The following is a 22,124-nucleotide window of genomic DNA, read 5'->3' as shown; positions in this document are numbered from 1 at the left end:
ACCGCCCGTCGAGGGGCGTGCCGTCACCGCATCAAGGCGACGGGGGCCTCAGACCTGGGTCCGGTGGAAATTGAGATACGAGCGCGAAGGAGTCGGCCCGCGCTGCCCCTGGTAGCGGGAGCCGTATGCGGCGGAGCCGTAGGGGTGCTCCGCCGGTGAGGCGAGCTTGAACATGCAGAGCTGCCCGATCTTCATCCCGGGCCAGAGCTTGATGGGCAGCGTGGCCATGTTGGAGAGTTCGAGCGTCACATGGCCGGAGAAGCCGGGGTCGATGAAGCCGGCGGTGGAGTGGGTCAGCAGCCCGAGCCGGCCGAGGCTGGACTTGCCCTCCAGCCGGGAGGCGAGATCGTCCGGCAGCGTGATGACCTCGTAGGTCGAGGCGAGCACGAACTCGCCGGGGTGCAGGATGAACGCCTCGTCCCCCTCGGGCTCGACCAGCCGCGTCAGATCGGACTGTTCGACGGCGGGGTCGATGTGGGGGTACCGGTGGTTCTCGAACACCCGGAAGTAGCGGTCCAGCCGCACGTCGATGCTCGACGGCTGGATCATGGCGGGATCGTAGGGATCGATCCGCACCCGTCCGGCGTCGATCTCGGTCCGGATGTCCTTGTCGGAGAGAAGCACGGACCGAAGGTTACGCGGCCGACGCGGGCCCGGCCCAATCGCCCCGGGCCCACACGTCGCTCTCTCCCCCCATCCGCGGGCCGCAACCCGCTCAACGACCGCTCACCGGCGGCCGGGAGGCCCCGGCCACCGGGCCGCCGGGTGCCGGGCCCGGGCGCAGAGCCCGGACCGGACACCGGAGCCTAAGCATCTGACTGCTCCCCGAGCCGGAGACCGCTCCCGCTAACGCTTCCCCTGCCCGACCGGCACCGAGTGACGCAGCCGGGCGCAGCGCGGGCACCGCAGCAGCCGGCCGGGCCCGAGCCTGCCACTGCCGAGGTTCTGCATCGGGAACGAAGCGGTGCTGAAAACGTGCCCTTCGGCACAGCGGACGACGGTGTGCTGCATCGAGTCCTTTTCCCCAATCCCCATGAAGCGTGGACGGACGAAGGCCACATTAGGGGATGGACCCGACGCCACCCGAGGCGGCTCTCCGCCCCACCGTATGCCCCAACTCCCGCACCCCATAACCGCTCCCCGTCCCCTCCCGCGCTTCCCGCCCCACCGAATCCCCACCGGTTCCGCACACCGGCCCCGCCCCCTCCCGAACAACGCAAAAGACCCCACGGCTCCTACGCCGGGGGTCACGATGGGGTACAGTATGCGACGGTGAGGCGCCTCCAACGGCCCCTCCTCGCGGGTGTAGTTTAATGGTAGAACATGAGCTTCCCAAGCTCAGAGCGCGGGTTCGATTCCCGTCACCCGCTCCACGCGAAAGCCCCAGGCCAGAGGCCCGGGGCTTTTTTGGGCTTTTGGACCGCTCCAAGCACCTTGCACTAGATCCGCATCGGAAGGCCACTCTCCCCTGGCGCGAAGGCAATCCCCGAGCCACGGGATGGGCGGTTGCCGTCGGAAGGACCCCAGAGGCATGGTTATGGCTGAGGTACCATAACCACATGAGCCTGAAGAAGACGACCGTCATGGTCGATGAGGAGGATCTCGCGCTGATCAAGGAAGCGGCAGCGCGCGAGGGACGGCCGGAGTCGGAGTACTTCCGGGAGGCTTTCCACCTCGCGGCCCTGCGCACCCGACGCTGGGACGAGGATTGGGACATCCCCAGCCTGGACTTTGGGGGCCCGGTTAGTGCCGAGGAGATCGACCGAGCGGTATCGGATGGCGTGGCGGACACCGAGTGATCGTCATCGGTGACACCTCCGGCTTGGTGGCTGCCCTCAACGCGTCGGACCCCGAACACGAAGCCTCTCGGACCGCCCTGCGCCAGGCTGCACTGACCGTTGTATCGCCACTGGTGATCTTGGAGATCGAGCACATCACCACGCGCAACGTCAACCGCAGAGCCGCCTACGCAGTGAATGACTGGCTGCTGGCCCAAGAGCGAACCGGACGCCTGGCCATCCCCGAGTTGTCCGCCGGCACAATGCGCAAGGCCCGCGTTGTCCAGAACCGCTACGCGGCCCTGCGGCTCGATCTGACCGACGCCGTGAACGTCGTCCTGGCCGAGGCGTACGACACCGAGACCATCCTGACCCTCGACCGCCGGGACTTCAGAGCCGTCACCCCCCTCACCGGCAATCACGCCTTTCGACTTCTGCCCGACGACCTGTAAAAAGCAGTTGTCGCCGTCCTGAAGGGCCGGAAGCCGCAGTCACCGGCGGGCGGCGGGCAGTCCATGCGACAGCGGTTCGTGTTCCGCAGGCCGGGGGATGCCGGTGAGTTTTGACACCCTCTCGGGGTGCTGGGGTCCTTCCTCGGTGCCGTGATGGTGGCCGTCCTTCGGCCCGAGTCAAGGTCGTTCGTGCTCGGCTGCGCCTGCGGGCGCTCCATCTTCGAGGGCGACCGGAGTACGGCAGAAGGGTGCCGTTGAGGCACGATCCCGCAAGTCACTTGGCCGTGACGCCATATCGGCCTGTTGCGGCAAACCGCATGTTTGCCGCGACAGCGGCCGTGACAACCTGCGCGGACGCGGCTCCAGCTCAAGATCAGGTACCCGCATTACTGCGGTTGCCTGTTTCGGCCGTACTCCGGCTGTCCCCCAAACAGCAGTGGGGCTGAAGATAAGCCCAGATGCCCTGGAACTTTCCAGGTTCCCGTGTCAGCACCGTCATGCCAACGTGAGGTCGCCGGACTTCCTGGAGCGGTACCGGCGGAGCCAGACCAGAAGCCGCTCCGTGGCATAACAGGGGGAAAGCATGCGACTGAACACTCTGAAACGGACTGCCGTCGCCATCATCGCCGCGGCGGGTATCGCCGCCGGGAGCCTCGCGGGCGCGACTGTCAGCTCCGCCGCGACCGCCACGGCTGTCAAGCAGACGGCGGTGACTGGCGAGGTCGGCACGCTCGCGGTGTACAACTTCGGCCTCAGCACCACCCAGGCCAAGGCGGTCCAGCGCTGCCTGGCGGTGGACTGGGGCTACAACGACGCGATCGACGGGCTGCTCGGCACTAATAGCTGGAAGGCGTTGCAGCGGCCCCTCGCCGAGTACTGGGACTACAACGACGCGATCGACGGCATCCCCGGGCCCAACACGATCAAGGCTTTGCAGCGCATGCTGAAGAGCGTCTACGGCTACACCGGCCCGATCGACGGAATCGCCGGGGACGGCACCCGGGCAGCGTTCAAGAGGTTCGGCGACAAGGCCGTCAGCATCTGCTGATCCAAAACCGCGCATGAACCGCGTCTCCGGCTGAGAAAGGCAGGCAGTCGCACTCCGGCTGCCTGCCACCTCGACCGGACCTGCGGCCCGGTGGCCACGGTGACGACGCTCAGGCCGTACCCGGTGGTCTCGACGAAGGCGATGCTCTTGCCGTCGGGCGAGAAGGTACCCGCGCCGCCGCTCGGCGTGAGCACCTCCTGCCCGGTGCCGTCAGTGTTGACCCACTCCATGCCGCGCGGGCTGTTGTAGACGATCCGCCGCCCTCCGGGGACCAGCCGGGATGCCCGACGCAGAGGGCCTCGCCGGTCTCGGGCCGGATGCCCTGGACCAGGACACGCTGGTCACCGCCGTCGGTGTCGGCGATCACCGGATTCCGGGCGTATATGCGGCCCTCCTCCTGGGGGACGCGGGTGTCGTCGCGCTGGATGTACGCCAGGGCAGAGCCCTTCGGAGGAAGGACGCCGTCCTCGGCGTTCTGCACGAAGGGGCCGGCGGTGTCCCCGCTCACGGGGTGAGCGCGGCCAAGGCGGGAGAGCCGGAGGAGCAGTCGGTGGCGGTGATCCAGCCGGCCGCCGTCTTCTGCTCGGCCGCGGCGGTCCCTGCCATCGGCAGGCCGACGGCAACAACGAACGCCACGGTCAGCACGGTGCGTCTGAGAAGCACATGAATCCTTCCTGGGAGGCGGGAGCCGGCTTTCCCCGGCTCTTGCCGCAGGAACGCAAGTGGATCATGAAGCGTCAGACGCGCGGCCGGATCCCCGCCCCGTCCCGTCCCGTCCCGCCGGAGCGGGGGCACACACCGTGTCCTCTCTCAGCACGTCGTCCGCGCCAAAGGCGTGCCGGTACAAGCGGAGAGCCACGGTCAACCACAGCCGGTCGGCTGCCCCCCTCGTCGCTGATCCCCGCCGCACGAGTGCGCTGTCACCCGGGTTGCCCAAAGGCTCGGTCCGTCTCGGGCTCGTCAGCCGGGGCCGTCGTCGCCGGCGCAGGGCGGGTGGAATGCTGTCGGGTCGGCCTCGGGCATGGAGTCGGGGGTCATCCGGCCGGTGCGCTCGGCCACCTTCTCGTACGGCTTGTTCCCCTCATCGAACTCCGGGTCGAGGCCCTTCTCGCCGCCGAGGCGGGCCGTGGTCGCGTAGACGCCGTCGCCCTCGTGGCCGTAGGACGCGAGGTCCGGGTAGCGGTCGTGGTTGTAGTCGGCGACGGTGACGGCACGCGGCTCGTACAGGTCCACCGGGTGAGCGCTCTGTCCGCGTCCGCGCGGCGAGAACGGTCCGCGCCGCAGTTCGGAGACGTCGGGATCCAACGGGTCGTCACCGCCCTTCGCACCGGTGGCGGCGATGAAGAGGTCGTTCCAGCCGTCCCGGTCGAAGTCGGCCACGACGGCCAGCACGTCGACCGCGTCCTCACCGTCGTCTCCGACCAGGTCCCGGGGCTCCACCTCCGTGTCCTGCCCGTTCTCGGCTCCGAAGGTGATGGTCAGGCCGGCGCCTGTGGGAGAAGGAGGAGAGACACGGTCGGCCGTGCCGTCGGCGTTCAGGTCGGCCACGAGGTCCCCGGAAGAGGTCACACAACTGCTGATCGCCGGCCCATCGGTCGGGCGCGGAGGCGGATCGCCCAGACCGTCGCCGCCACACCCGGCCACCAGGACAGTCGACGCGGCGAGCGCCAGTGCGCACCGCACCCGCCCGGGTCTCCCTCCCCCACCGCGCACGGCGTGGCCCCTTTCCCCGGAGTCCGATGGCCACGGCAGATCCTACGGGTGTCGGGAGAGTGGCGCTGTTCACACAAGTCCCTCTTGGGAAAGCGGAGTTGTGCTGTTCGCGTGTGGCTCCGCCGACGTGTACCGATCAGGGCGCATCGTGGAAATTTCCGGCCGCCGCCGTACGTTCCCAGGGCGAATCGGAGGTGAACGACCCGGTGCGCCAATCCCCCGCTTCCACGCGCGGGCCGGGCGCATACGGGCGCGAGGTGGGGGATGTCTGCAGAGCAGCCGGCCGGCGGGCCGGGAGGGGAAGGCGCCGACGAGGGGTGCTCAGCGGCTGCTGAGCCGCTGGTCGCCGGTACCGGTTCGGGGACGGGGACGGGGACGGGCGTGAGCATCGCGCGGTCCGCTCCCGAGAGCAACGTCGTCACGCGCTTGGACCTGTTGCAGCACGCGGCGGGGAACGCCGCCGTCGTACGTCTCCTGAGACCGCGGCAGCCCCCGGAAGACGAGGCGAGACGGCACCGGAGCCGCTGAAGCGGTGGCCACACCCGGCGGGAGGTTGCGGGCAGCCAAGTCTGCCCTCACAGGCCTTCCTTCGTGAGGTGGAGAGGCGTACGACTGGCACGGTCCGGACACAGTCGTCGAGGAGAACGCTCATGCACTCCCACGAGAGACAAGGCCGTCGAGCCAGTGGCGGGACGGCGACACCGTCCCGGACCGACCGGCCGCCCGCCACGGTGTCGGGTGCGTGGATCGGTCATCTGCAGCGCGTGGCGTCGGGCGGCGGCGCCGGGGCATCCGCGGGGCAGCGTGCCGGGGCCGAGGCCGCCGGCCGGGTCCCGGATCCGGCACCGGCCACGGTGCAGCGTGCGGGGCAGTCCGCCCCGGAGCAATCCGCCGGGCCGGGCGAGCAGTCCGCGCCCGCGGAGCAGGCGGGCCGGGGCAACGACCGGGGCGCGGCGGTGATCGCCCGGCTGAGTCAGTCGATCGAGCAGCACACGGTGCAGCAGAAGATGAAGGTCAACATCTTCGCTCCCGGCACATGGTGGCCCGAGCACTGGATGGTCGAGGGGCCGGCCCGGCTGAGGAAGACCCTGGACCGGCGGGTGTTGCGTGGTGAGCCTTTCAACGACCAGGACCTCGCGGACATCCAGCACCTCTCCACCGTCAACCCCGAGTGGCTGCGCAAGGTGGGCATCGGCACCTATGAGGAGGCCCAGAAGTACACGGGCGGCCCGTTCAAGGACTGGCTGAGACTCGCCGCGGGCAAACGCGTGCTGACCGCGACCATCGCCCTCCGTATGAACCACCCGGCGGTGCGCGCCGCCGGCCAGGCTCCCCCGGCCTCTCCGGACTACACGCTGGGCCGGTTCATGACCACCCGGGCCCCCGGTGTCCCGCCGGAGGACAAGCGGACACTGGAGGACGAGCGGGACGAGCAGATACGGCGGACGGCCATCGACACCCTGCATCCGGCCGGCATCCCGGCGGGGCGCATGCACCCCCGGGCACACGAACTCACCGAGGCGCACCAGGACAAGGACAAGAGCGCCCGCGAGCTGCTCACCAACGTCCTCCTCGTGCTGCGGCACGGGCTGCAGCTCTACGACGCGGGACGCAAGGCCCACGTGGCCGACCACGGGAAGGACGTCATCCGCGCGCTGGCGCACGGCGGCCGGGTCACCATCCGCATCCCGGCCCTGGGCGAGGGCGAGTCGCCCACCGCGTTCACGGACTTCCTGGGCGTCACCCGGCCGAAACAAGGGAAGCCCGGGGAAAGCGAGCCCGGAGAGCATGTGAAGCCCCGGGGGTTCGCGACCCACCGCGTGTCCATCGAGCCGAACACCGCGGGCAGGCGGGGGAAGTTCGAGGAGAAGGGCGAAATCCCCGCCAGCCTGACGAACGCGCTCGCCCTGCCGGTCTCCGGCCTGGGACCGGACCGTCCGGCACTGCTGGGGCACGACCTCTCCGGCGGCGGCCTCGGTTCCATGGACTGGAACGGCGACGTGATCCTGCCGGACGGGTCGCACGGTCACATGCTGCTGGTCTTCCACAAGCCGACCGGGGACAAGGACGGTGCGCTGATGGTCGGCATCGAGACCATCGGCCCGGGTGCCCCCAGCCCGGTCGGCTACCAGCACGACTTCCGCTCCAGCGAGGCCACGGCCAACCCCGAGAGCGTCCTCCACGGCCACAAGGGCGACAAGATCGGCGAAGGAAGCCTGAAACAGAACCAGCGCCTGGTGGACCTGCAGGACATGGGCGCGGGGCACGACAGCGGGAGCTGGCTCACGTTCCTGAACGAGATCAAGGAGGAGTGGGTCGACCGCCTGAAGCAGGCCGAGGAGCAGGGTTCGCCGCAGGTCGAGGCGTTGTACCGGGAACTCGTCGGCCCGCGCCCGCAGTAGTGGCGCCGCCGGTCGTGTGGACGGCCGCTCCGGGCCCGCCCTAGGCCGGACCGGGTCGCCGAGATCCCGGGCACGGTCCCGGGGCGGCGGGACCGCGTGGTCAGGGTGCCGGGTCCGGGCGGCCGCCGCGGCGCAGGGCGCGGGTGCACCAGCCGATGATCGCGGCGTTGACCAGGGCCCCGAAGAGGATCGCCACGACGAGCATCACGGCGCTCTCCGGCAGGACCAGCAACACGAGGCTGCCCGGGGCGGCGGCGAAGATCGGGAGGACACCCGCCATGGACTCACCGGAGTCGTCGGTCGCGGACACCACGATCGCCCACACGAGCAGGCCCATACAGAGCGCGAGGTAGGCGAGGCCGGCGACGCCGAAGGCGCCGCGCAGGCGGTGGAGGGCGGATCTGCCGGAAGCGGTACCGGTCACGGGGTGGGCTCCTTGGTTGCGGTGCTGTGCTGTGCTGTGCGGTCGTGGTGTGGTCGTGCGGTGTGGTGCGTCGCGGTGCGGTCCGGTGTGTCGCGGTCCGGTGCGTCGCGGTGCTCAGAGGTGGGTGCCCGGTGGGTTCGGGCGGGCGAGGCCGAGGTCGTAGGCGAGGATCGTCGCCTGGACCCGGTCGCGCAGCCCGAGTTTGCGGAGCACCGCGTTCACATGGGACTTGACGGTGCCCACGGTGATGCCGAGGTGCTCGGCGATCTCCGCGTTGGTGAGGCCGGACGCGACCAGGGTGAGGACGTTCCGCTGGCTGCCGGTCAGGCTGTCCAGCTCGGGGGAGCTCCCGACCGGAAGCACGGTGCGCGGTCCGGACGTGTAGTGGCTGATCAGGCGGCGGGTCGCGGACGGGGCGAGCACGCTCTCGCCGGACGCCACCACCCGGATCCCGTCGAGCAGTTCGGAGGGGTGGACGTCCTTGAGGAGGAAGCCCGAGGCGCCGGCGCGCAGGGCGTCGAAGACGTACGCGTCGAGGTCGAAGGTGGTCAGGACGAGGACGCGGGGCGCGTCCGGGCGGCCGGTGATGATGCGGGTGGCGGCGATGCCGTCCAGTTCGGGCATGCGGACGTCCATGACGACGACGTCGGGTGCCAGTTCTTCGGCGAGCCGTACCGCGTGGGCGCCGTCGGCGGCCTCGCCGACGACCGTCATGTCCTCCTGGGCGTCGATCACGGCGGCGAACCCCGCCCGGACGATGCCCTGGTCGTCGACGACCAGCACCTTGAGGCTCATCGTTCCCTCTTCTCGTCGCCCGGCGCGGCCACGAGGGGCAGCCGGAGGCGGACGGTGCCCCGCGGGCCGGTGGTCAGGGTGCCGCCGAGTGCCGTGACCCGTGTGGTCAGCCGCTCCCGTACGCCGGGGTCGGCGGCGCGGGGCACTCCGGTGGCCGTGAGCGTCAACCTATCCTCGTCCGCGTCGAGTTCGAGCACCGCCGGTTCCTCGCCGACGGCCGCGAGCACCGTCTCGGCGGCGTGGTAGGCGGCCAGGTCGACGGCGGTGGGCAGGCGTTCCGGTACGCGGCCGGTCAGCCGTATCTCGACGTCGCGGCCGGTGGCGCGGAGCTGGTGGGCGAGCAGGTCGAGCGCCTGGAGAGTGGGCTGCGGCCGCAGGTCGGGCCCCGTCTCGCCCTCCCGTACCGCGTCGAGCAGGGCGCGCATCGCGGCCAGGGCCTCGCGGGCGCGTTCGGCGGTCACGTAGAGCCGGCCCGCCTCCGCCTCCGCGACCATGCCGGCGGTGCGGGAGAGGACGGTGGTCTCCAGCCCGGCGGCGATCCTGCGGCGTTCGGCCCACGCGTCCCGTACGGCATCCCCGGTCCAGGCAGCGAGGCGTTCCTCCCGCGTGCCCCGGGCGGCCCGGTCGCGCCGCCCGCGCAGGGCACCGGCCCGGCGGGCCGCGCCGACCGCCAGGGACGCCGCGGCCGTCGCCCCCGCGACGACCGCCCAGACAGGGACCGTCGTGCCCCGGTCCAGGACGGCCGCTGTCGCGGCCGCGGCGTGCGCCGCCACGGCCGCGGCCGGGAGAACCGGAAGAGCCGGGAGGGCCGGGAGGGCCGGGAGGGCCGGGAACGCCGGGAGGGACAGGCGCGGCCGGTTCCCCGCGGGGGACGGGCCGGCCGCCGTAGCGGCGGCGTCCGCCGCGAGCGCCGCGCAGGTGGCCAGCAGGCTCAGCGCCGGGGGCAGCACCACCGGACCGGTGTAGCCGCCCGTGGCCATCGCCACCGGCCAGAGCAGGGCCAGACCGAACAGGATCGCGAGGGCCGCGCGAGGCGCACGGCGCAGCCACAGCAGCGCGACCGCCTGCGCCGCGACCAGCAGTGCGAAGAGCACGCCCGCGGACACCCGCCCGCCGCTCGGCATCTCCTCCGCCCGGATGACCAGCAGCGGGAGCAGCGGCTGCACGACCAGGCCGACGGCGGCCGTCAGCTGCGCCAGGCGATAGCTCCGCGGTACGGACCGCTCCACCGGGGCCGCGGTCCGGCCGGGCAGGACCGCGTGCACGTCCCAGCCGCCCGACGCCGTCGGGCCGGTGGTGAGGGTGCCGCCCGCCTCGCGGGCCCGCGACCTCAGGAAGGCCTGGCCGCGGCCGCCGCCGAGCCCCGCGCCGTGCGCCACCGCGCCGGGCGGCGGTGCCGCGCTCGTGACCCGGACGTCCGTGCGGGCGTCGCCGTACCGGACGCGCACCCGCGTGTCCGCGCCGGGGGCGTGCCGTGCCACGTTGGTCAGCGCCTCGCGCACGATGCCGTACGCCGCGTCCGCGAGGGTGCCGTCCGGCAGGGGGTCGATCTCGCAGTCCACCCGCTGGTCCAGGCGCCGGAACCCGGCGACCAGGTCCAGCAGTCTCTCCTCCGGTGACGGCGCGTCCTCGCGGGAGGGCGCCGGCGCCCGTACCGCGCCGAGCGCGCGGGTGACCTCGCGGCCGGTCTCGACCGCGAACTCCAGTGCTTCGGCGGCCAGTTCGGGGCGGCGGTCGCGCAGCCCGAGGGCCGCCCCCGCCGTGACCACCACGGCCGTCAGATGGTGGGCGCTGACGTCGTGCAGCTCCCGCTCCATACGGCGCCGCTCGACCGCGGGGAGCCGGTGGCGCTCGGACTCGGCCCGGCGCAGCAGCCGCTCGGCCGCCTCCCGCCCGCGGCGGGCCCGCCGTACGAGGAGGCCGGCGCCGCACGCCGCGGCGTACAGCACGGAGGTCAGGACGAGGTCGAGTCCGTCGCGGTCGCTGAGCCCGTGCAGGCTGAGGTTGTACAGAAGCTGCCAGGCGGCGAGCGCCACCACGCACAACACGGCGGTGAAGGCGTCGCGTTCGGTCGCGAGGGTGAACAGGGCGAGCGCGACGCCCGCGGTGCCGAGGACCGCCGTCGCCCCGGTGGGCAGCGGCCCCGCACCGAGCGCGCAGGCCGCGGCGACCACGACGAGGGTGGTCACCGGGCGGGCACGGCGGAGCGCGAGCGCGGCCGTCACCACGCCGGCGACCAGGGCCGCCACGAGAAGGGCGGACGCGGGCGGGACGGCCCCGCGCACCAGCGCCGCCCCGGGCCACACCACGGCCTGGGCGCAGATCAGCAGGACCGGGAGCAGCCGGTCGTCGGTTCGCTTCATGTCGGAGCAAGGCTATGGCCGCAGGTGAGCGGCCCGGCTCCGGCTGGAGGGGGATTCCGGTCTCTTACCTGAGGTGCAGAGTCCCCGCCCGCGGTTCGACGCGCCAACCGTCCCGCGGCACGAGGACGGCCCCCGTCCGGGGGCGGCAGGGGCTCGTTCACCTGCACCGCCGACGTGAGTGACGACTCGGGTGTCCGGGACCTCAAGGTCCTCGTCCGGCCCGCAAGTTCGAAGCTCGACCCGACCGAGGCGGAGCTTCGCTCCGTGGAGAGCGCCGAGTGCCGGAGCACCTCCGGCGAGACCGCTCGCTGCACCGACACGCTGAAGATCACGGAGCGGGACGCGTCCGGCATGGACGATGGCACCTGGTACCTCTCGGCACGGGCGGAGGCCGAGGACGGGGACACGGTGTACGTGCCCCGCGCCGCCACCTTCGACGTCACCCGCTGACCTGCCGGTCATGGACTCCCGGGGCCGACCGGCCGGCGAGCCGGTCGGTGGCGCGGACCGCGGACACCGCGCCTGCCCGGGCCGGCCCTCCGCGCGTTCGGGGCGGCGGAAGGCCGGCGGAGAGATCACCGGAGGAGTGGATACACCTCTTCCGGGTGCGGTCCTTGAGCCGGCCGGGTCCGGAGGGCCCGGCCGGCCGGGGGGGTCTCCTCACACGCCGCAGGAGCCGCTGTCGAGCTGGAAGTAGCGGCCGTTGGCCCAGCGGCACAGCCGCATGCCGACGACGACGCCGACGAGCGTGACCAGGGCGGGCAGATAGCCGCTGGAGACCTGGATGATCGGAATGGCCGGGCAGCCGCCCGAGATCGCCCAGCCCGTGCCGAAGAGCATCGCGCCCGGGATCACTCCGGCGTGGATGCGGCCGGGGGTGCGGCGGACCCGCAGCAGGGCGAACACGCACACGATGATGCCGACGGCGCCGGCGAAGGCGAGGAACATCCGCAGGTCCTGGAAGGTGAACATGCGGTTCAGCTCGGCGTAGTCGCCGAAGCCGATGTTGGTGACGGTGTAGCCGAGACCCAGTCCGGCGATGATGTTGGCCAGCAGCACGCCGCCCCGGGTACGCATCAGATCACCTTCCACAGGAGGAACGACACCGCGACGGCGGTGCCGAAGAACACGGCGGTCGCGACGAGGCTGACCGGACGCAGCCGGCCGCAGCCGCTGAGTCCGTGGCCGGAGCTGCACCCGCCCGCCAGCCGGGTGCCGAAGCCGACCAGAATGCCTCCGGCGAACAGCACGGCGGTCATGATGAGCGGGTCGGCCGTGACCAGGCTCTCGAAACCGGCACCCATGTCGAAGCGGAGTTCGAACCGCCCGGAGGTGTACGCAGCGATCCATCCGCCGAGGAGGATCGAGACCAGCAGGGCGGCCTGGGTGACCACCGGGGCCGGGCGCGGGGCCGCGACCGGAGTGCTGCCGGCCGTCGCCGGTCCGGGCTCCGCGGCCGGGGCGTCGTCCCGGGTGTACTGCACCGGCGGGTACTGCTCCTGGGGGTACTGCTCCTGGGGGTACTGATCCCCGGCGAACTGCGCCTGGGAGTACTGCGCCTGGGGGTACTGCGCGTGGGAGTACTGCTCCGGGGAGTGCTGTCCCGGGAAGTGCTGCGGCGCGGCCGGCGCACCGGCGCCCGGCCCGAAGTGCTCCGCGGTGGCCGCGGCGAGCGCGTCGGCGAAAGCCTGTTCGTCGGTGAATTCTTCGTCCAGCCGCTCGAGTTCGCGTTCACTGCGCCAGTGCAGGACGCGGTCCCACGCCGACGACACCCCGAGGGACCGGTCGGTGGTGAGGGTGTGGACGATGGTGACCAGGGCGAGCCCGACGGCGCCCGCCCACCAGGGCCAGTAAGGACTCATGCGGGACCTCTCATCCATTCCATCAGCCGCGCCCACCGGCCCCGCTTCGTGCCGTGTGCCTGCCGGGTGGGCCGGGCGCGGTGGTCGGGGGTCGCGGGAGCTCGTCTGACGGGCGCCTGGCCGGGCCGGGCCGGTTCCCACAGGGGTGCCGGTTCGAACCGGGCCGTGGGCTCCGGTGCCGCGGGTCCCCGGCCGTACGGCGCGTAGGGGTCGTGGGGCCGCGGCTGTTCCTGTACCGGTGGCCGGAACCAGGGGTCCGTTTCCGGTGCCCACGGATCACCCTGTAAGGGCTGGGGCGGCTGTGCCTGCCGGGGCGGAGGCGGAGGCGCGTGCCGGGCCTGCCGGGGTGCCTGCTCCGGTATCGCCTCGCCGCACGAAGCGGTGTCGGCCGCGCGCCGCAGGTGGTGCGCGTGGCGTCCGTTGGGCAGCAGACTGATGGGCACGCGCTCGCCGGTGAGCGACGTCTGGTAGCGCGCGCAGGTGCGCCACTGATGGTCACTGTCGCAGTAGTGGTCGCGCCAGCTCTGCATGCCCGCCTTCAGCAGCGGGAAGAGAGGGCACCCCACGGCGTGTGTGCAGCCCACGTCGCTCCCTTCGGGATCGGGCGTACCGCCCCCTCGGGGGATGGTTGCCGTCCTCGGTTCTGGATTCCTGCCGCGCCCGTTCGGCGATTTCGAGCCATCCGGGAATTCGGGCACAGCGGCGTGTGTGACTTTCCGTCACCACGTTCATGCGCGACCCAATCATTCTTTCCGTATCGCAAGCAAGTGGTGATGGTACGGCACCGTCCGGATTCCTGCCCGAGCAGGGAAAACAAACCCCTAGGGGTATTCTCGACGTAAACGCCTGGGGGTATCCTTCAGAAACGCCCGGGGGTATGGGATCGGACAGTGGGACGGTGAACGCCATAGAGCAGCACCATGCATGACGAACACCCCGCCGGCTCACACGCCGATACGCGGCCCCGGCGGAAAAGCAATTATTCGCGTTTTCAATGAGAACACCTCATGGGGAGTTATGTGCCAACGCGCCATCTGTCCGACCTGCCGGAAGGTGACCTATACGGGCTGTGGCAGGCATGTCGAGCACGTACTCGCCGGCGTGCCGGCGCCGCGGCGCTGCACCTGCGCGCCGGCGCGGGGCGAAGGTGCGCGCGAGCGGGCGCCGGAGGCGGCCGCCCTCCCGGACCCGGGTGCGCCCCGGCGCACGGGAGCACCGGCGCACCGGTCGCCGGGCGGCCTGCGGGACCGGCTCGTCCGCTGGCTGAAGGGCCCCGCATGACGTGACGGCCGGGTGGGAGTCCCCCGCCCCGTCCGGCCTCCCGGCCCCGCGCTTCCCCCCACACGCCGGACGGGCGGGCGCACACCCGCTCCCGGCGGCAGCAGCACAAAGCTCCTGGCGGACACGGGTGTTCTCGGTGCGAGAACACGTCTGCCAGGAGCTTCGCCGTGGCGTACGGCCTGCGCCCGGCGCCACCCCGCCCGCCCGAGGGCGGCGGGGTGGCGCGGGTGATCAGGGCACGGGTCAGAGGGAGACGCTGACGCCGGCGTGGCCGTACTGGCCGACGGCGCCCAAGGCCTGGCCCTTGACCGCGTCGACCTGGGCGAGGACGTCCGAGCCGCTGATCGACGCGGGGCCGGCGACGACGCTGACGTCCGGGCTCAGACCGCCGGAGACGTTGTCGAGTTCGGCGTCGGAGAGGTCGGCGGTCTCAATCCGGTGAGCGGAGTTCATGACGATATTTCCCTTCGTATGGGTTTTCCACAGTGGGGGGCGGCCCCGCTCGGCACAGATGGCGGGCCTCGGCCGCGGACGCACGGCATCCATTTCCGGAGAAACTCGTGCGACTCCGGCGGCTGCCAAGGATCAAAGCACGGGGCTCCGCCGGGTATCCAATCGACTGAGACTCCCGTCACAGCGGTTCGGCGCCGGTGTTATCCATTCGTGCAGATGCGCACACACATTCGGGGTCGCTTCTTCACATTCCTTGTTGCCCCGGCAACACCGCCGGGATTGACGCCGCGAAATGGAGCGGGACATTCCGCAGAAACAGCGCGCCCGGCGGGGAGTCCTCGCGCGCGGGCCGCGCGTTCCGTGCCGCAGCTGCGCATTCGGTGTGCAGATTCGCTGAAACCGGCCGGCCCGTTCCGTCCGGCCGGCCCGTTCCGTCCGGCCGGCCTCCCCCGTCCCGCTCGCGGAGTCCGGCGCGCTACATTGGACAGATGACCAAGGCACACGACCAAGGCGGCCAAGGCGGCCAAGAGGCGAGCCCCGCACGGCCGACCGCCGCCGCACGGGGCCGGGAGGTGCGGCGGAAGCTGCTGGCCACGGCCGCCGTGCTGATCAGTGAGGTCGGCTGGAACGCGGTCACCACCCGGATGCTGGCCGAGCGGGCCGGTGTCCGGTCCGGGCTGGTGCACTACCACTTCGAGTCCCTGGCCGCTCTGCTCCGGCAGGCCGCGCTGGAGGCGATACGCCCCGCCCTCGACGAGGCCGTGTCCGTGTTCGCTGCCGCGGCCACCCCGGCCGACGGCGCCGAGGCCCTGCTGGTGTCCCTGGACCGGTTCACCGGACGGGATCCGGAGTCCCTCCTCTTCACCGAGACCTATCTGGCGGCCACCCGCGACGAGGCGCTGCGCACGCGGCTGCGCGAGCTGACCGGCGGCTTCCGCGCCGGCCTCACCGCCGGCCCCGGAATGGCCGGGCACCGGGACCCCGAGGCCGCGGCCACCGCTCTGATGGCCGTCCTCGACGGCTACCTCCTCCACAAGGCCGTGGACCCCGGCCTCTCCGCCGCGCGGATCACCCCGCTCGTCCGCGGCCTCATGGCCGACCCCCCGACGCCACCGGAACCACCGAAGCCACCGAAGCCACCGAAGCCACCGAAGCCACCGAAGCCACCGAAGGGAGAACGCCCGTGAAGGCGCTCATCTGCGGAGCCGGCATCGCCGGACTGGCGCTCGCCGCGCGGCTCCTCGACCACGGCTGGGACGTCCACCTCGTGGACAAGGCCCCCGGCCCGCGCGGACAGGGCTACATGATCGACTTCTTCGGTCCGGGGTTCGAGGCCCTGACCGCGATGGGCCTTGAGCCCCGGCTCCGTCAACTCGGTCATCCGGCCACGGAGTTCTGCTACGTCGACGGAGAGGGCCGCCGGGTCGCCGGCGTGGACTACGACCGGTTCCGGAAGGCGACGGGCGGCGGGCTCGTCAGCATCATGCGCCCCGACCTGGAACTGCTGCTGCGGGAGGCCGTCGCGGACCGCGCGGTGCTCCAGTACGGCACCACCGTCGAACAGGTGGCGGAGGACAGCGGGTCCGTGACGCTCTCGGACGGCACCCGGACCACCGCGGACCTCGTCGTGGGCGCCGACGGCATCCACTCCCGGATCCGCTCCCTGGTCTTCGGGCCCGAGCACGACCACTTCCGCTATCTGGGGATGCACACCGGCGCCTTCGTCTTCGAGGACGAGGAGGTGTTCCGGCGGATGCGCGACCGGTTCGCGCTCACCGACACCCTGCACCGGCAGATGGGGTTCTACGGGCTGTCCGACGGCCGCGTCGCCGTCTTCACCGTGCACCGCACCCGCGACCCGGCGCTCCCCGCCGACCCCCGCGAGGCGCTCCGGCGGGAGTTCGGCGGCATGGGCCGGCTCGTCCGCCGGGCCCTGGACCGGTGCCCTCCGGGCGACGAGGTGTACTACGACCAGGTCGCCCAGATCGACGCGCCCCGGTGGCGGAGCGGCAGGGTGGTGCTGCTGGGGGACGCGGCCCACGCGGTGTCGCTGATCGCCGGGCAGGGGGCCTCGCTGGGTGTCGCCGGGGCCCATGTGCTGGCCGAGCGGCTGCGCGCGGCCGGGGCCGCACCGTCCGCCGGGGCCGCCGGGGCCGCGGGGGCCGCCGAATCCGTCGCCGCGGCGCTCGCCGGGTACGAGGAGCGCTGGCGCCCCGTGGCGGGCGAGGTGCAGGCGCGGGCCCGGCAGCGGGTCGGCGAGTGGTTCCTGCCCACCTCGCCCTCCCGGCTGCTGCTGCGGCGCTGGGGGTTCCGCGCGATGCGGGTGCCGGGCCTGGACCGCCTGCTGACCGGCGCGCTCTTCCCCACGTCCCGCTCCACGGTGGCGCGGCTGAGCGAGTGACCTCCCGTGCGCCGCCGTCTCCGGGGGAGCGGCGGCGCACGGGGCCGGGGCGGCGCCGGTCAGGCCGTGGTGCCGGTGACCGAGCTTCCGGTCCTGGTGACGTGGTAGGTGACCGTCGCTCCGCTCCAGTAGTGGAACGTGAGGGTCACCCGGGCTCCCTCCCGGACCTCGGCGAAGAACTCGGACGTCAGGACGGTTTCGCCGGCGCTGTAGTCCGGCGCGAACGAGCGGTCGAACTCCTTGTACGACGTCCAGTCGTGCGGTCCGGCGTTGCTGCCGTCGGCGTACCGGGCCTCCATGGTGGCGAGTTGGTCACCGCGGAAGTCGGTCGGAACGGCGAAGGAGTCCGTCGTCCCGGTGGCGTCCCGCAGGACGGGCGTGTCATGCGTGATGAGGCTGATCCGCCACGGGACCCCGGCCGAGAACCGTGCGGACAGCTCCGCGTTGGTGCCGTACTCCCGCGAGCCGCTGAGCCGGGTGAGGGCCGGTGCGGTGAGCGTCAACTGGTCGCCCTGGACGGTGTAGTCCGTGCCGCGCACCAGTTCGGTGCTGCCGTGGCGCAGCCCGGTGAACGCGGTGCCGTTGAGGTTCAGCGTGAGCGTCTTGGCGGTGACGGGCTCCGAGCGGGCGCTGAACACCTGGTCGGACGAGGCCGTGCCCGACCGGGTCGTCCAGCTCGACCTGATCTGCGCGAACAGCTCCGGGTCGTTCCACCGGAAGCCGGTGCGCTGGAAGTGCTGGCCGTTGTCCCACAGCATGGTGGTGATCTGCCGGGTGCGGGCGTGGTGGCCGAGGTACTCGAAGAACTTCAGCTTCTCGCCCTGCTGGATGGTGCCGGTGTGCCGGTCGAAACCGAGCAGCCCGTACTCGCCGAGGATCACCGGGATGCCGCGGGCCACGAAGGTGTCGTGCACCCGGTCGAAGGCGTCGGTCAGGTCCTTCCGCGCGGTGGCGTCGAAGCGGGTGCCGCCCGCGACGTTGACGCTGAACGGCCAGTACCCGTAGTAGTGCACCGTCGCGGCGAGGTGGGGGTCCTCCAGAGCCTCGAAGGTGGCGGTCAGCTCGTCCAGCCGGGCCTGGTCGGCCGAGGTGTGCAGGGTCGGCAGGACGAGCAGCCTGGTCTCGTTGGCACCACCGGAGCCGCGCACGATGCGGTGGAAGGAGGTGTTGAGCTCGTCCAGCAGCTCCGCGTTCTCGGCGTCGCCCGAACTGCCGCTGAACTGGGGTTCGTTGATGCTCTCGAACACCAGCTTGGACGAGTGGTCCCGGAAGGTGCCGGACAGCTGCGTCCAGATGGCGTTGTAGCGGGCGAGCACGCCGGCGCGGTCGGCCGGCATGTCCGCGATCCACTGCCAGGAGTCGTGGTGAATGTTGATCACGACGTGGAAGCCGTCGGCGAGCGCCCAGCCGGCCACCTCCTCGACGCGGTTCAGATAGTCCGCGTCCAGGGTGTACCCGGGGGCCGGTCCCTGGTGGCCGCTCCAGGTCACCGGGATGCGGATGCTCTTGAACCCCTGCGCCCGGACGTTGTCGAGCAGGTCCTCCGTGATGCGCGGGTTGCCCCAGGAGGTCTCGTCGCTGCCGGTGGCGTCGAGCGAGTTGCCCAGGTTCCACCCGGGCTGCATAGCGGCGACCTGCGCCATCGCGTCCCCGGAGGCCCGGACTTCCGGTGCGGTGGCGGGCTGTGCCGTGGCGGGCCGTGCGGGGACGGCCGCCGACGCGCTGCCGCCCGCGGCCAGCATGCTCAGCCCCGCGAGCAGCGCGACCGCCCATCGCGCCCGTCCGCGGGCCCACCCGCGGACCGTTCCTGTGGTGCCGTGTAAGACGTCCATCATGCTCCTTGTCGGCGCGTGCGCCGGAGTGGGGGAAGGAACCGAACGTGTCCGGGGCCGGCCGGGGCGGGGCGGCCGACTCCGCTTCGCCGCGATGCTGGCAGTGACACTCCAGGGGCGCAAGAGCCCCGGCCCGCGCCCCCCGGCCCCGTTCCCCGGCCCGCACCCCGCTCCGCCGGCCACCGGTGGAGGGCGGCGGGACGGCGTCCGGGGTGCCCGCCCCCGTCCGGGGTGGACCTGCGTACACCCCGGAACCGGGGTGCCCGGCGGTTGGTGGCGCCGGGGGCGCGCGCAGGAGGGTTGTGGCATGACTTCACGACGCATCCGCACCGCGGGACTCGTCCCGGCCGCCGTTCTCCTCTCGCTCGGAGCGCTCGTCTCCGCGGCCCCCGCGCAGGGGGCACCGGCCGCGCCGCAGACCGTCTCCGCGCAGCAGTCCGCCTCCGCGCGGGAGGGCACGTTCGCTCCGTCCTCCGCCTCCCGCCACGGGGAGGAGCGGCGCGTGCTGCGCGCCCTCGAACGCGCCGCCCGCCCGCTGCGCTCCACCGAGCCGTACGGAAGCTCGCGGGATCTCCGTCCGCTGAGCCGCATGGTGGGAGACGCCCGGGTGGTGGGGCTGGGCGAGGCCACTCACGGCTCCCACGAGTTCTTCTCCATGAAGCACCGGGTCTTCCGCCACCTGGTGGAGGAGAAGGGGTTCCGCACCTTCTCCCTGGAGGCCCCCTGGGGCACCGGAATGCGGCTCAACGACTACGTCCTGCACGGCAAGGGCGACCCGCGGCAGATCATGGACGAGGAGTTCCAGGGCGTCTACAGGATCATGAGCAAGGCCGAGTACCTGGAGCTCTTCTCATGGATGCGCGCCCACAACCGCAGCCATCCGCACGACCCGGTGCGGTTCATGGGCAACGACATGGGCCACGTCGGTCCGGAACTGTACGACCGCGTCACCGACTACGTGGCCGAGGCCCATCCGCGGCTGCTGCCGCGCGTCACCGAGCTGTACCAGGGCCTGCGGCCCACGACCTCGGCGGGCACCTGGATGACCGACTACCCGTCCCTTCCCCTCGCCGAGCGCCAGGAGCGCGCCGAACGCACCGGGCGCGTCCTGGAGCTGCTGGAGAAGCTGCCCGCCGGCTCCGGCGCCGACCGCCGGGACCACCTGTGGGCCGTCCAGCACGCCCGTGCCGTCGACCAGATGACCCGGGGCTACGCCTTCGACGTCGAGGACAGCGAGCAGATCACCGCCATGATGAAGTACCGCGACCAGGTCATGGCCGACAACGTGGCCTGGTGGCAGCGGCACACCGGCGACAAGATCCTGCTGTCCGCGCACAACACCCACGTCGCCTACGACAGCTTCGACATCTTCTACCCCAAGACCCAGGGCGCCTTCCTGAAGGACCGGTTCGGCCGGGGCTATGTGAGCATCGGCTTCACCTTCGACCGCGGGTCCTTCCAGGGCTTCGGCTCCGAAGGGGGGCCGACCACGCCGGAGCAGACCTTCACCGTGGGCGCCGCCCGGCCCGGCGGCAACGAGCACCTCCTGGACCGTGTCCGCCACCGCGACTACATCGTGGACCTGCGCACCGCCCCCGCTCCCGCCCGCGCCTGGCTGGCCCAGGCGCGCCCCACCCGCAACATCGGCGCCGCCTGGCCGGTGCCCGAGCAGGACATCGCGCTGGGCGAGGCCCACGACGTCCTCATCCATCTGCACCGGGTCACGGCCTTGCAGCCGCTGCCGGCTTCCTGACGACGCCCGGACGCGGAAAGTCCCCGCCGGTCATCCGGCGGGGACTTTCCGCGTCCGGGCGGCCGGGGCCGCCGGCGGCGCCGTCAGCGGCGGCGGGTGATCTTCCAGGTGCCGTCCGCGAGCGGCTTGTCGGGGTGCTGGACGCTGAAGAAGAGCGTCTTCGGGTCCTTGCCGAAGTAGATGCCGCTGACCTCCGCGCCCGGGTCCTTCAGCGAGGCGAAGAGCTCGGTGGTGTCGGCGGTGCCGTCCCGGTCGCGGTCCCGGCCGGCGACCCAGATGTCGCTGGCGTAGTTGTCCTCGACGATCCACAGCCGGCCGTCGGGGCCCTCGGCCAGATTGTCCGGGCTCTTGAAGCCGGTGACGCCGGCGGCACGGTCCTCGACCGGTGCGTTCACACCGGCCTGGACGAACGCGGAGAGGACGTTCTTGCGCAGGTTGACCGCGACGACACGGTTCTCGCTGGTGTTGGCGACGTAGAGGGTGTCGCCGATGATCTCCACATCCTCGGGGCGGCCGAACTCGGTGGCGTTCACCGCGTCGGAGGCCGCGTCGGCGTCGGAGACCACCTGCTCCTTGTCGAGCGGGACCCAGGTGAAGGCACCGGTCTTCTCGCCGTAGGTCTCCGGGTTCCACTTCTGGGCGGCGTCGGAAAGACCGTTGATCTTGAGCGCGTGGAGCCGGCCCTCGGAGAGGTCGCCGCGGCGGGTCGGCACGAACTTGTAGACGGAGCCGCCGTGTAGCTCGTCGATGACGAACACGGTGCCGTCGGGGAGCACGTCGATGCCCTCGTGGCGCAGAATGCCCAGCTGGCGGCGCTCCTCGATCCGGGTCACCTCCGTACGGTCCCTCCGGTCCAGGAACAGCTCGAAGACCCGGCCACCGCTGGTCTCCTCGGTGACAAGCAGGCTGCCCCAGGGGGTCCAGCGCACGCCGTCGAGGCGGCGCCAGTCCGCGCGCTGCGCGATGACCTTCGCCTCACCGGTCTTCAGGTCGACGACGGAGACGGCTCCGTTGGACGAGACCTCGTGGGTGCGGTAGAGGTAGCGGCCCGCCCGGTGACCGGTTTCGTTGACCGTGTTCATGTCGGTGAGGTCGTCGGTGCCGCCCCCGTAGATGTCGAGGACGGTCTCGTCGGCGACGAGCTTCTGGCGGAAGCCCTCGGGGGCGACCAGCGGCTCGGACCAGTCGGCCGACATCCGGTCGTAGGCGGAGCCCTCGATCGGCTGGAACGCCATCGGCCCGCCGTGGGGGCGGCCGTGGCCGTGGCCGTGGGCGGAGGCGGGAGCGGCCGAGAGCAGACCGAGGGGCAGGCCCATGCCGACGGCGAGGGCTGCGGTGATGAGGCGGGTGCGGCGGGTGCGGCGCATGGTGTGCGTCCTTCTGTGGGTGACCCTGATGTGCGGGGTGGCTGCGCCGGACGCTAAGAGGACTTCATTAACGTGCGACCCTCTACCGGTTACCGGTAGGGGTATCGCCCGGTGAACGTTGCCGTGTCCGGAAACGATCGGCCGGAACCGCAGGTCCCGCTGCTCCCGCTCGGGGCGGGCACGGAGACGTGCTCCGGCCG

The 22,124-nt window shown here is 72.0% G+C and carries 19 protein-coding genes, 1 tRNA gene and 1 pseudogene; 10 read left to right on the top strand and 11 right to left on the bottom strand.

What is annotated here, in order from left to right; all coding sequences use genetic code 11:
• Nucleotides 1–48 precede the first annotated feature (48 nt).
• Nucleotides 49–624 carry a dCTP deaminase gene (dcd, locus tag SXIN_RS15985; protein WP_019707240.1) on the bottom strand — a complete coding sequence of 192 codons (576 nt, stop codon included), beginning with the start codon at nt 622–624 and terminating at the stop codon, nt 49–51.
• A gap of 675 nt (nt 625–1,299) precedes the next feature.
• On the opposite strand from dcd, the gene SXIN_RS15975 reads away from it, so the two are divergent.
• The 5 genes from SXIN_RS15975 (at nt 1,300) to SXIN_RS15955 (ending at nt 3,945) form a co-directional block, all read left to right on the top strand.
• Nucleotides 1,300–1,373 (top strand) — tRNA-Gly (locus tag SXIN_RS15975).
• Nucleotides 1,374–1,559: 186 nt separating this feature from the next.
• Entirely contained in the window at nt 1,560–1,799 is a 240-nt protein-coding gene (locus tag SXIN_RS15970; protein ID WP_019707241.1) for a ribbon-helix-helix protein, CopG family, read from the top strand.
• Nucleotides 1,796–2,230: a PIN domain-containing protein gene (locus SXIN_RS15965; protein ID WP_019707242.1), complete on the top strand. Its 435-nt coding sequence runs from the start codon at nt 1,796–1,798 to the stop codon at nt 2,228–2,230. Before SXIN_RS15970 ends, SXIN_RS15965 begins: the two co-directional genes overlap by 4 nt.
• Before the next feature lie 583 nt (nt 2,231–2,813).
• The gene (locus SXIN_RS15960; protein WP_019707243.1) at nt 2,814–3,278 is read left to right on the top strand and encodes a peptidoglycan-binding domain-containing protein; all 465 of its coding nucleotides are present in this window, start codon (nt 2,814–2,816) and stop codon (nt 3,276–3,278) included.
• A gap of 280 nt (nt 3,279–3,558) precedes the next feature.
• Entirely contained in the window at nt 3,559–3,945 is a 387-nt protein-coding gene (locus tag SXIN_RS15955) for a hypothetical protein (protein WP_019707245.1), read from the top strand.
• Between the two features lie 293 nt (nt 3,946–4,238).
• On the opposite strand, the gene SXIN_RS15950 is transcribed toward SXIN_RS15955, so the two are convergent.
• The gene (locus SXIN_RS15950) at nt 4,239–4,847 is read right to left on the bottom strand and encodes an FG-GAP-like repeat-containing protein (protein WP_157916295.1); all 609 of its coding nucleotides are present in this window, start codon (nt 4,845–4,847) and stop codon (nt 4,239–4,241) included.
• 794 nt (nt 4,848–5,641) lie between these two features.
• Here SXIN_RS15950 and SXIN_RS15945 point away from each other — a divergent pair.
• Nucleotides 5,642–7,393: a PE-PGRS family protein gene (locus SXIN_RS15945; protein ID WP_095757139.1), complete on the top strand. Its 1,752-nt coding sequence runs from the start codon at nt 5,642–5,644 to the stop codon at nt 7,391–7,393.
• A 100-nt stretch (nt 7,394–7,493) separates the two neighbouring features.
• Here the strand turns inward: SXIN_RS15945 and SXIN_RS15940 are convergent, their stop codons facing one another.
• The 3 genes from SXIN_RS15940 to SXIN_RS15930 form a co-directional block, all read right to left on the bottom strand.
• Nucleotides 7,494–7,817, bottom strand: a complete 324-nt coding sequence (locus SXIN_RS15940) for an SCO4225 family membrane protein (protein ID WP_019707248.1) — start codon at nt 7,815–7,817, stop codon at nt 7,494–7,496.
• Between the two features lie 114 nt (nt 7,818–7,931).
• Entirely contained in the window at nt 7,932–8,612 is a 681-nt protein-coding gene (locus SXIN_RS15935; RefSeq protein ID WP_019707249.1) for a response regulator, read from the bottom strand.
• Entirely contained in the window at nt 8,609–10,975 is a 2,367-nt protein-coding gene (locus SXIN_RS15930) for a sensor histidine kinase (RefSeq protein WP_095757138.1), read from the bottom strand. The genes SXIN_RS15935 and SXIN_RS15930 overlap by 4 nt, the downstream gene beginning before the upstream one ends.
• Nucleotides 10,976–11,104: 129 nt before the next feature.
• On the opposite strand from SXIN_RS15930, the pseudogene SXIN_RS15925 reads away from it, so the two are divergent.
• A pseudogene (locus SXIN_RS15925) lies at nt 11,105–11,425 on the top strand (DUF5707 domain-containing protein); the annotation flags it as partial.
• Nucleotides 11,426–11,635: 210 nt separating this feature from the next.
• On the opposite strand, the gene SXIN_RS15920 reads toward SXIN_RS15925, so the two are convergent.
• The 4 genes from SXIN_RS15920 to SXIN_RS15900 all read right to left on the bottom strand — a co-directional run bounded on the left by SXIN_RS15920 (nt 11,636) and on the right by SXIN_RS15900 (nt 14,571).
• Nucleotides 11,636–12,052, bottom strand: a complete 417-nt coding sequence (locus SXIN_RS15920) for a YeeE/YedE thiosulfate transporter family protein (protein ID WP_019707253.1) — start codon at nt 12,050–12,052, stop codon at nt 11,636–11,638.
• Nucleotides 12,052–12,837 carry a YeeE/YedE family protein gene (locus SXIN_RS15915; RefSeq protein WP_019707254.1) on the bottom strand — a complete coding sequence of 262 codons (786 nt, stop codon included), beginning with the start codon at nt 12,835–12,837 and terminating at the stop codon, nt 12,052–12,054. The genes SXIN_RS15920 and SXIN_RS15915 overlap by 1 nt, the downstream gene beginning before the upstream one ends.
• Nucleotides 12,834–13,421, bottom strand: coding sequence for a hypothetical protein (locus tag SXIN_RS15910; RefSeq protein WP_095757137.1), 588 nt, complete (start codon nt 13,419–13,421; stop codon nt 12,834–12,836). The genes SXIN_RS15915 and SXIN_RS15910 overlap by 4 nt, the downstream gene beginning before the upstream one ends.
• Before the next feature lie 940 nt (nt 13,422–14,361).
• Nucleotides 14,362–14,571: a hypothetical protein gene (locus SXIN_RS15900; RefSeq protein WP_019707255.1), complete on the bottom strand. Its 210-nt coding sequence runs from the start codon at nt 14,569–14,571 to the stop codon at nt 14,362–14,364.
• Between the two features lie 488 nt (nt 14,572–15,059).
• Here SXIN_RS15900 and SXIN_RS15895 point away from each other — a divergent pair, with 488 nt between their 5' ends.
• Nucleotides 15,060–15,758 (top strand): TetR/AcrR family transcriptional regulator, encoded by a 699-nt coding sequence (locus SXIN_RS15895; protein WP_019707256.1) that lies wholly within the window; start codon nt 15,060–15,062, stop codon nt 15,756–15,758.
• Nucleotides 15,755–16,972 carry an FAD-dependent monooxygenase gene (locus SXIN_RS15890; RefSeq protein WP_095757135.1) on the top strand — a complete coding sequence of 406 codons (1,218 nt, stop codon included), beginning with the start codon at nt 15,755–15,757 and terminating at the stop codon, nt 16,970–16,972. The genes SXIN_RS15895 and SXIN_RS15890 overlap by 4 nt, the downstream gene beginning before the upstream one ends.
• Nucleotides 16,973–17,031: 59 nt before the next feature.
• Here the strand turns inward: SXIN_RS15890 and SXIN_RS15885 are convergent, their stop codons facing one another.
• Nucleotides 17,032–18,804 (bottom strand): cellulase family glycosylhydrolase, encoded by a 1,773-nt coding sequence (locus tag SXIN_RS15885; RefSeq protein ID WP_019707258.1) that lies wholly within the window; start codon nt 18,802–18,804, stop codon nt 17,032–17,034.
• A 307-nt stretch (nt 18,805–19,111) separates the two neighbouring features.
• On the opposite strand from SXIN_RS15885, the gene SXIN_RS15880 reads away from it, so the two are divergent.
• Nucleotides 19,112–20,557 (top strand): erythromycin esterase family protein, encoded by a 1,446-nt coding sequence (locus tag SXIN_RS15880; RefSeq protein WP_019707259.1) that lies wholly within the window; start codon nt 19,112–19,114, stop codon nt 20,555–20,557.
• Nucleotides 20,558–20,640: 83 nt separating this feature from the next.
• Here the strand turns inward: SXIN_RS15880 and SXIN_RS15875 are convergent, their stop codons facing one another.
• Entirely contained in the window at nt 20,641–21,924 is a 1,284-nt protein-coding gene (locus SXIN_RS15875; RefSeq protein WP_019707260.1) for an alkaline phosphatase PhoX, read from the bottom strand.
• Between the last annotated feature and the right edge of the window lie 200 nt (nt 21,925–22,124).

This window comes from Streptomyces xinghaiensis S187, assembly GCF_000220705.2.
GTDB classification, from domain to species: Bacteria; Actinomycetota; Actinomycetes; order Streptomycetales; family Streptomycetaceae; genus Streptomyces; species Streptomyces xinghaiensis.
Note: the sequence above shows the minus strand (reverse complement) of the source record. Positions and strands in the feature narration are given on the sequence as shown.

Coding starts and splice junctions, on each gene's coding strand:
- SXIN_RS15960 (WP_019707243.1), top strand. CDS start 2,814: ATGCGACTGAACACTCTGAAACGGACTGCCGTCGCCATCATCGCCGCG.
- SXIN_RS15955 (WP_019707245.1), top strand. CDS start 3,559: ATGCCCGACGCAGAGGGCCTCGCCGGTCTCGGGCCGGATGCCCTGGAC.
- SXIN_RS15880 (WP_019707259.1), top strand. CDS start 19,112: ATGACTTCACGACGCATCCGCACCGCGGGACTCGTCCCGGCCGCCGTT.
- SXIN_RS15920 (WP_019707253.1), bottom strand. CDS start 12,052: ATGCGTACCCGGGGCGGCGTGCTGCTGGCCAACATCATCGCCGGACTG.
- SXIN_RS15935 (WP_019707249.1), bottom strand. CDS start 8,612: ATGAGCCTCAAGGTGCTGGTCGTCGACGACCAGGGCATCGTCCGGGCG.
- SXIN_RS15885 (WP_019707258.1), bottom strand. CDS start 18,804: ATGGACGTCTTACACGGCACCACAGGAACGGTCCGCGGGTGGGCCCGC.
- SXIN_RS15875 (WP_019707260.1), bottom strand. CDS start 21,924: ATGCGCCGCACCCGCCGCACCCGCCTCATCACCGCAGCCCTCGCCGTC.
- SXIN_RS15930 (WP_095757138.1), bottom strand. CDS start 10,975: ATGAAGCGAACCGACGACCGGCTGCTCCCGGTCCTGCTGATCTGCGCC.
- SXIN_RS15915 (WP_019707254.1), bottom strand. CDS start 12,837: ATGAGTCCTTACTGGCCCTGGTGGGCGGGCGCCGTCGGGCTCGCCCTG.
- SXIN_RS15900 (WP_019707255.1), bottom strand. CDS start 14,571: ATGAACTCCGCTCACCGGATTGAGACCGCCGACCTCTCCGACGCCGAA.
- SXIN_RS15945 (WP_095757139.1), top strand. CDS start 5,642: ATGCACTCCCACGAGAGACAAGGCCGTCGAGCCAGTGGCGGGACGGCG.
- SXIN_RS15970 (WP_019707241.1), top strand. CDS start 1,560: ATGAGCCTGAAGAAGACGACCGTCATGGTCGATGAGGAGGATCTCGCG.
- SXIN_RS15895 (WP_019707256.1), top strand. CDS start 15,060: ATGACCAAGGCACACGACCAAGGCGGCCAAGGCGGCCAAGAGGCGAGC.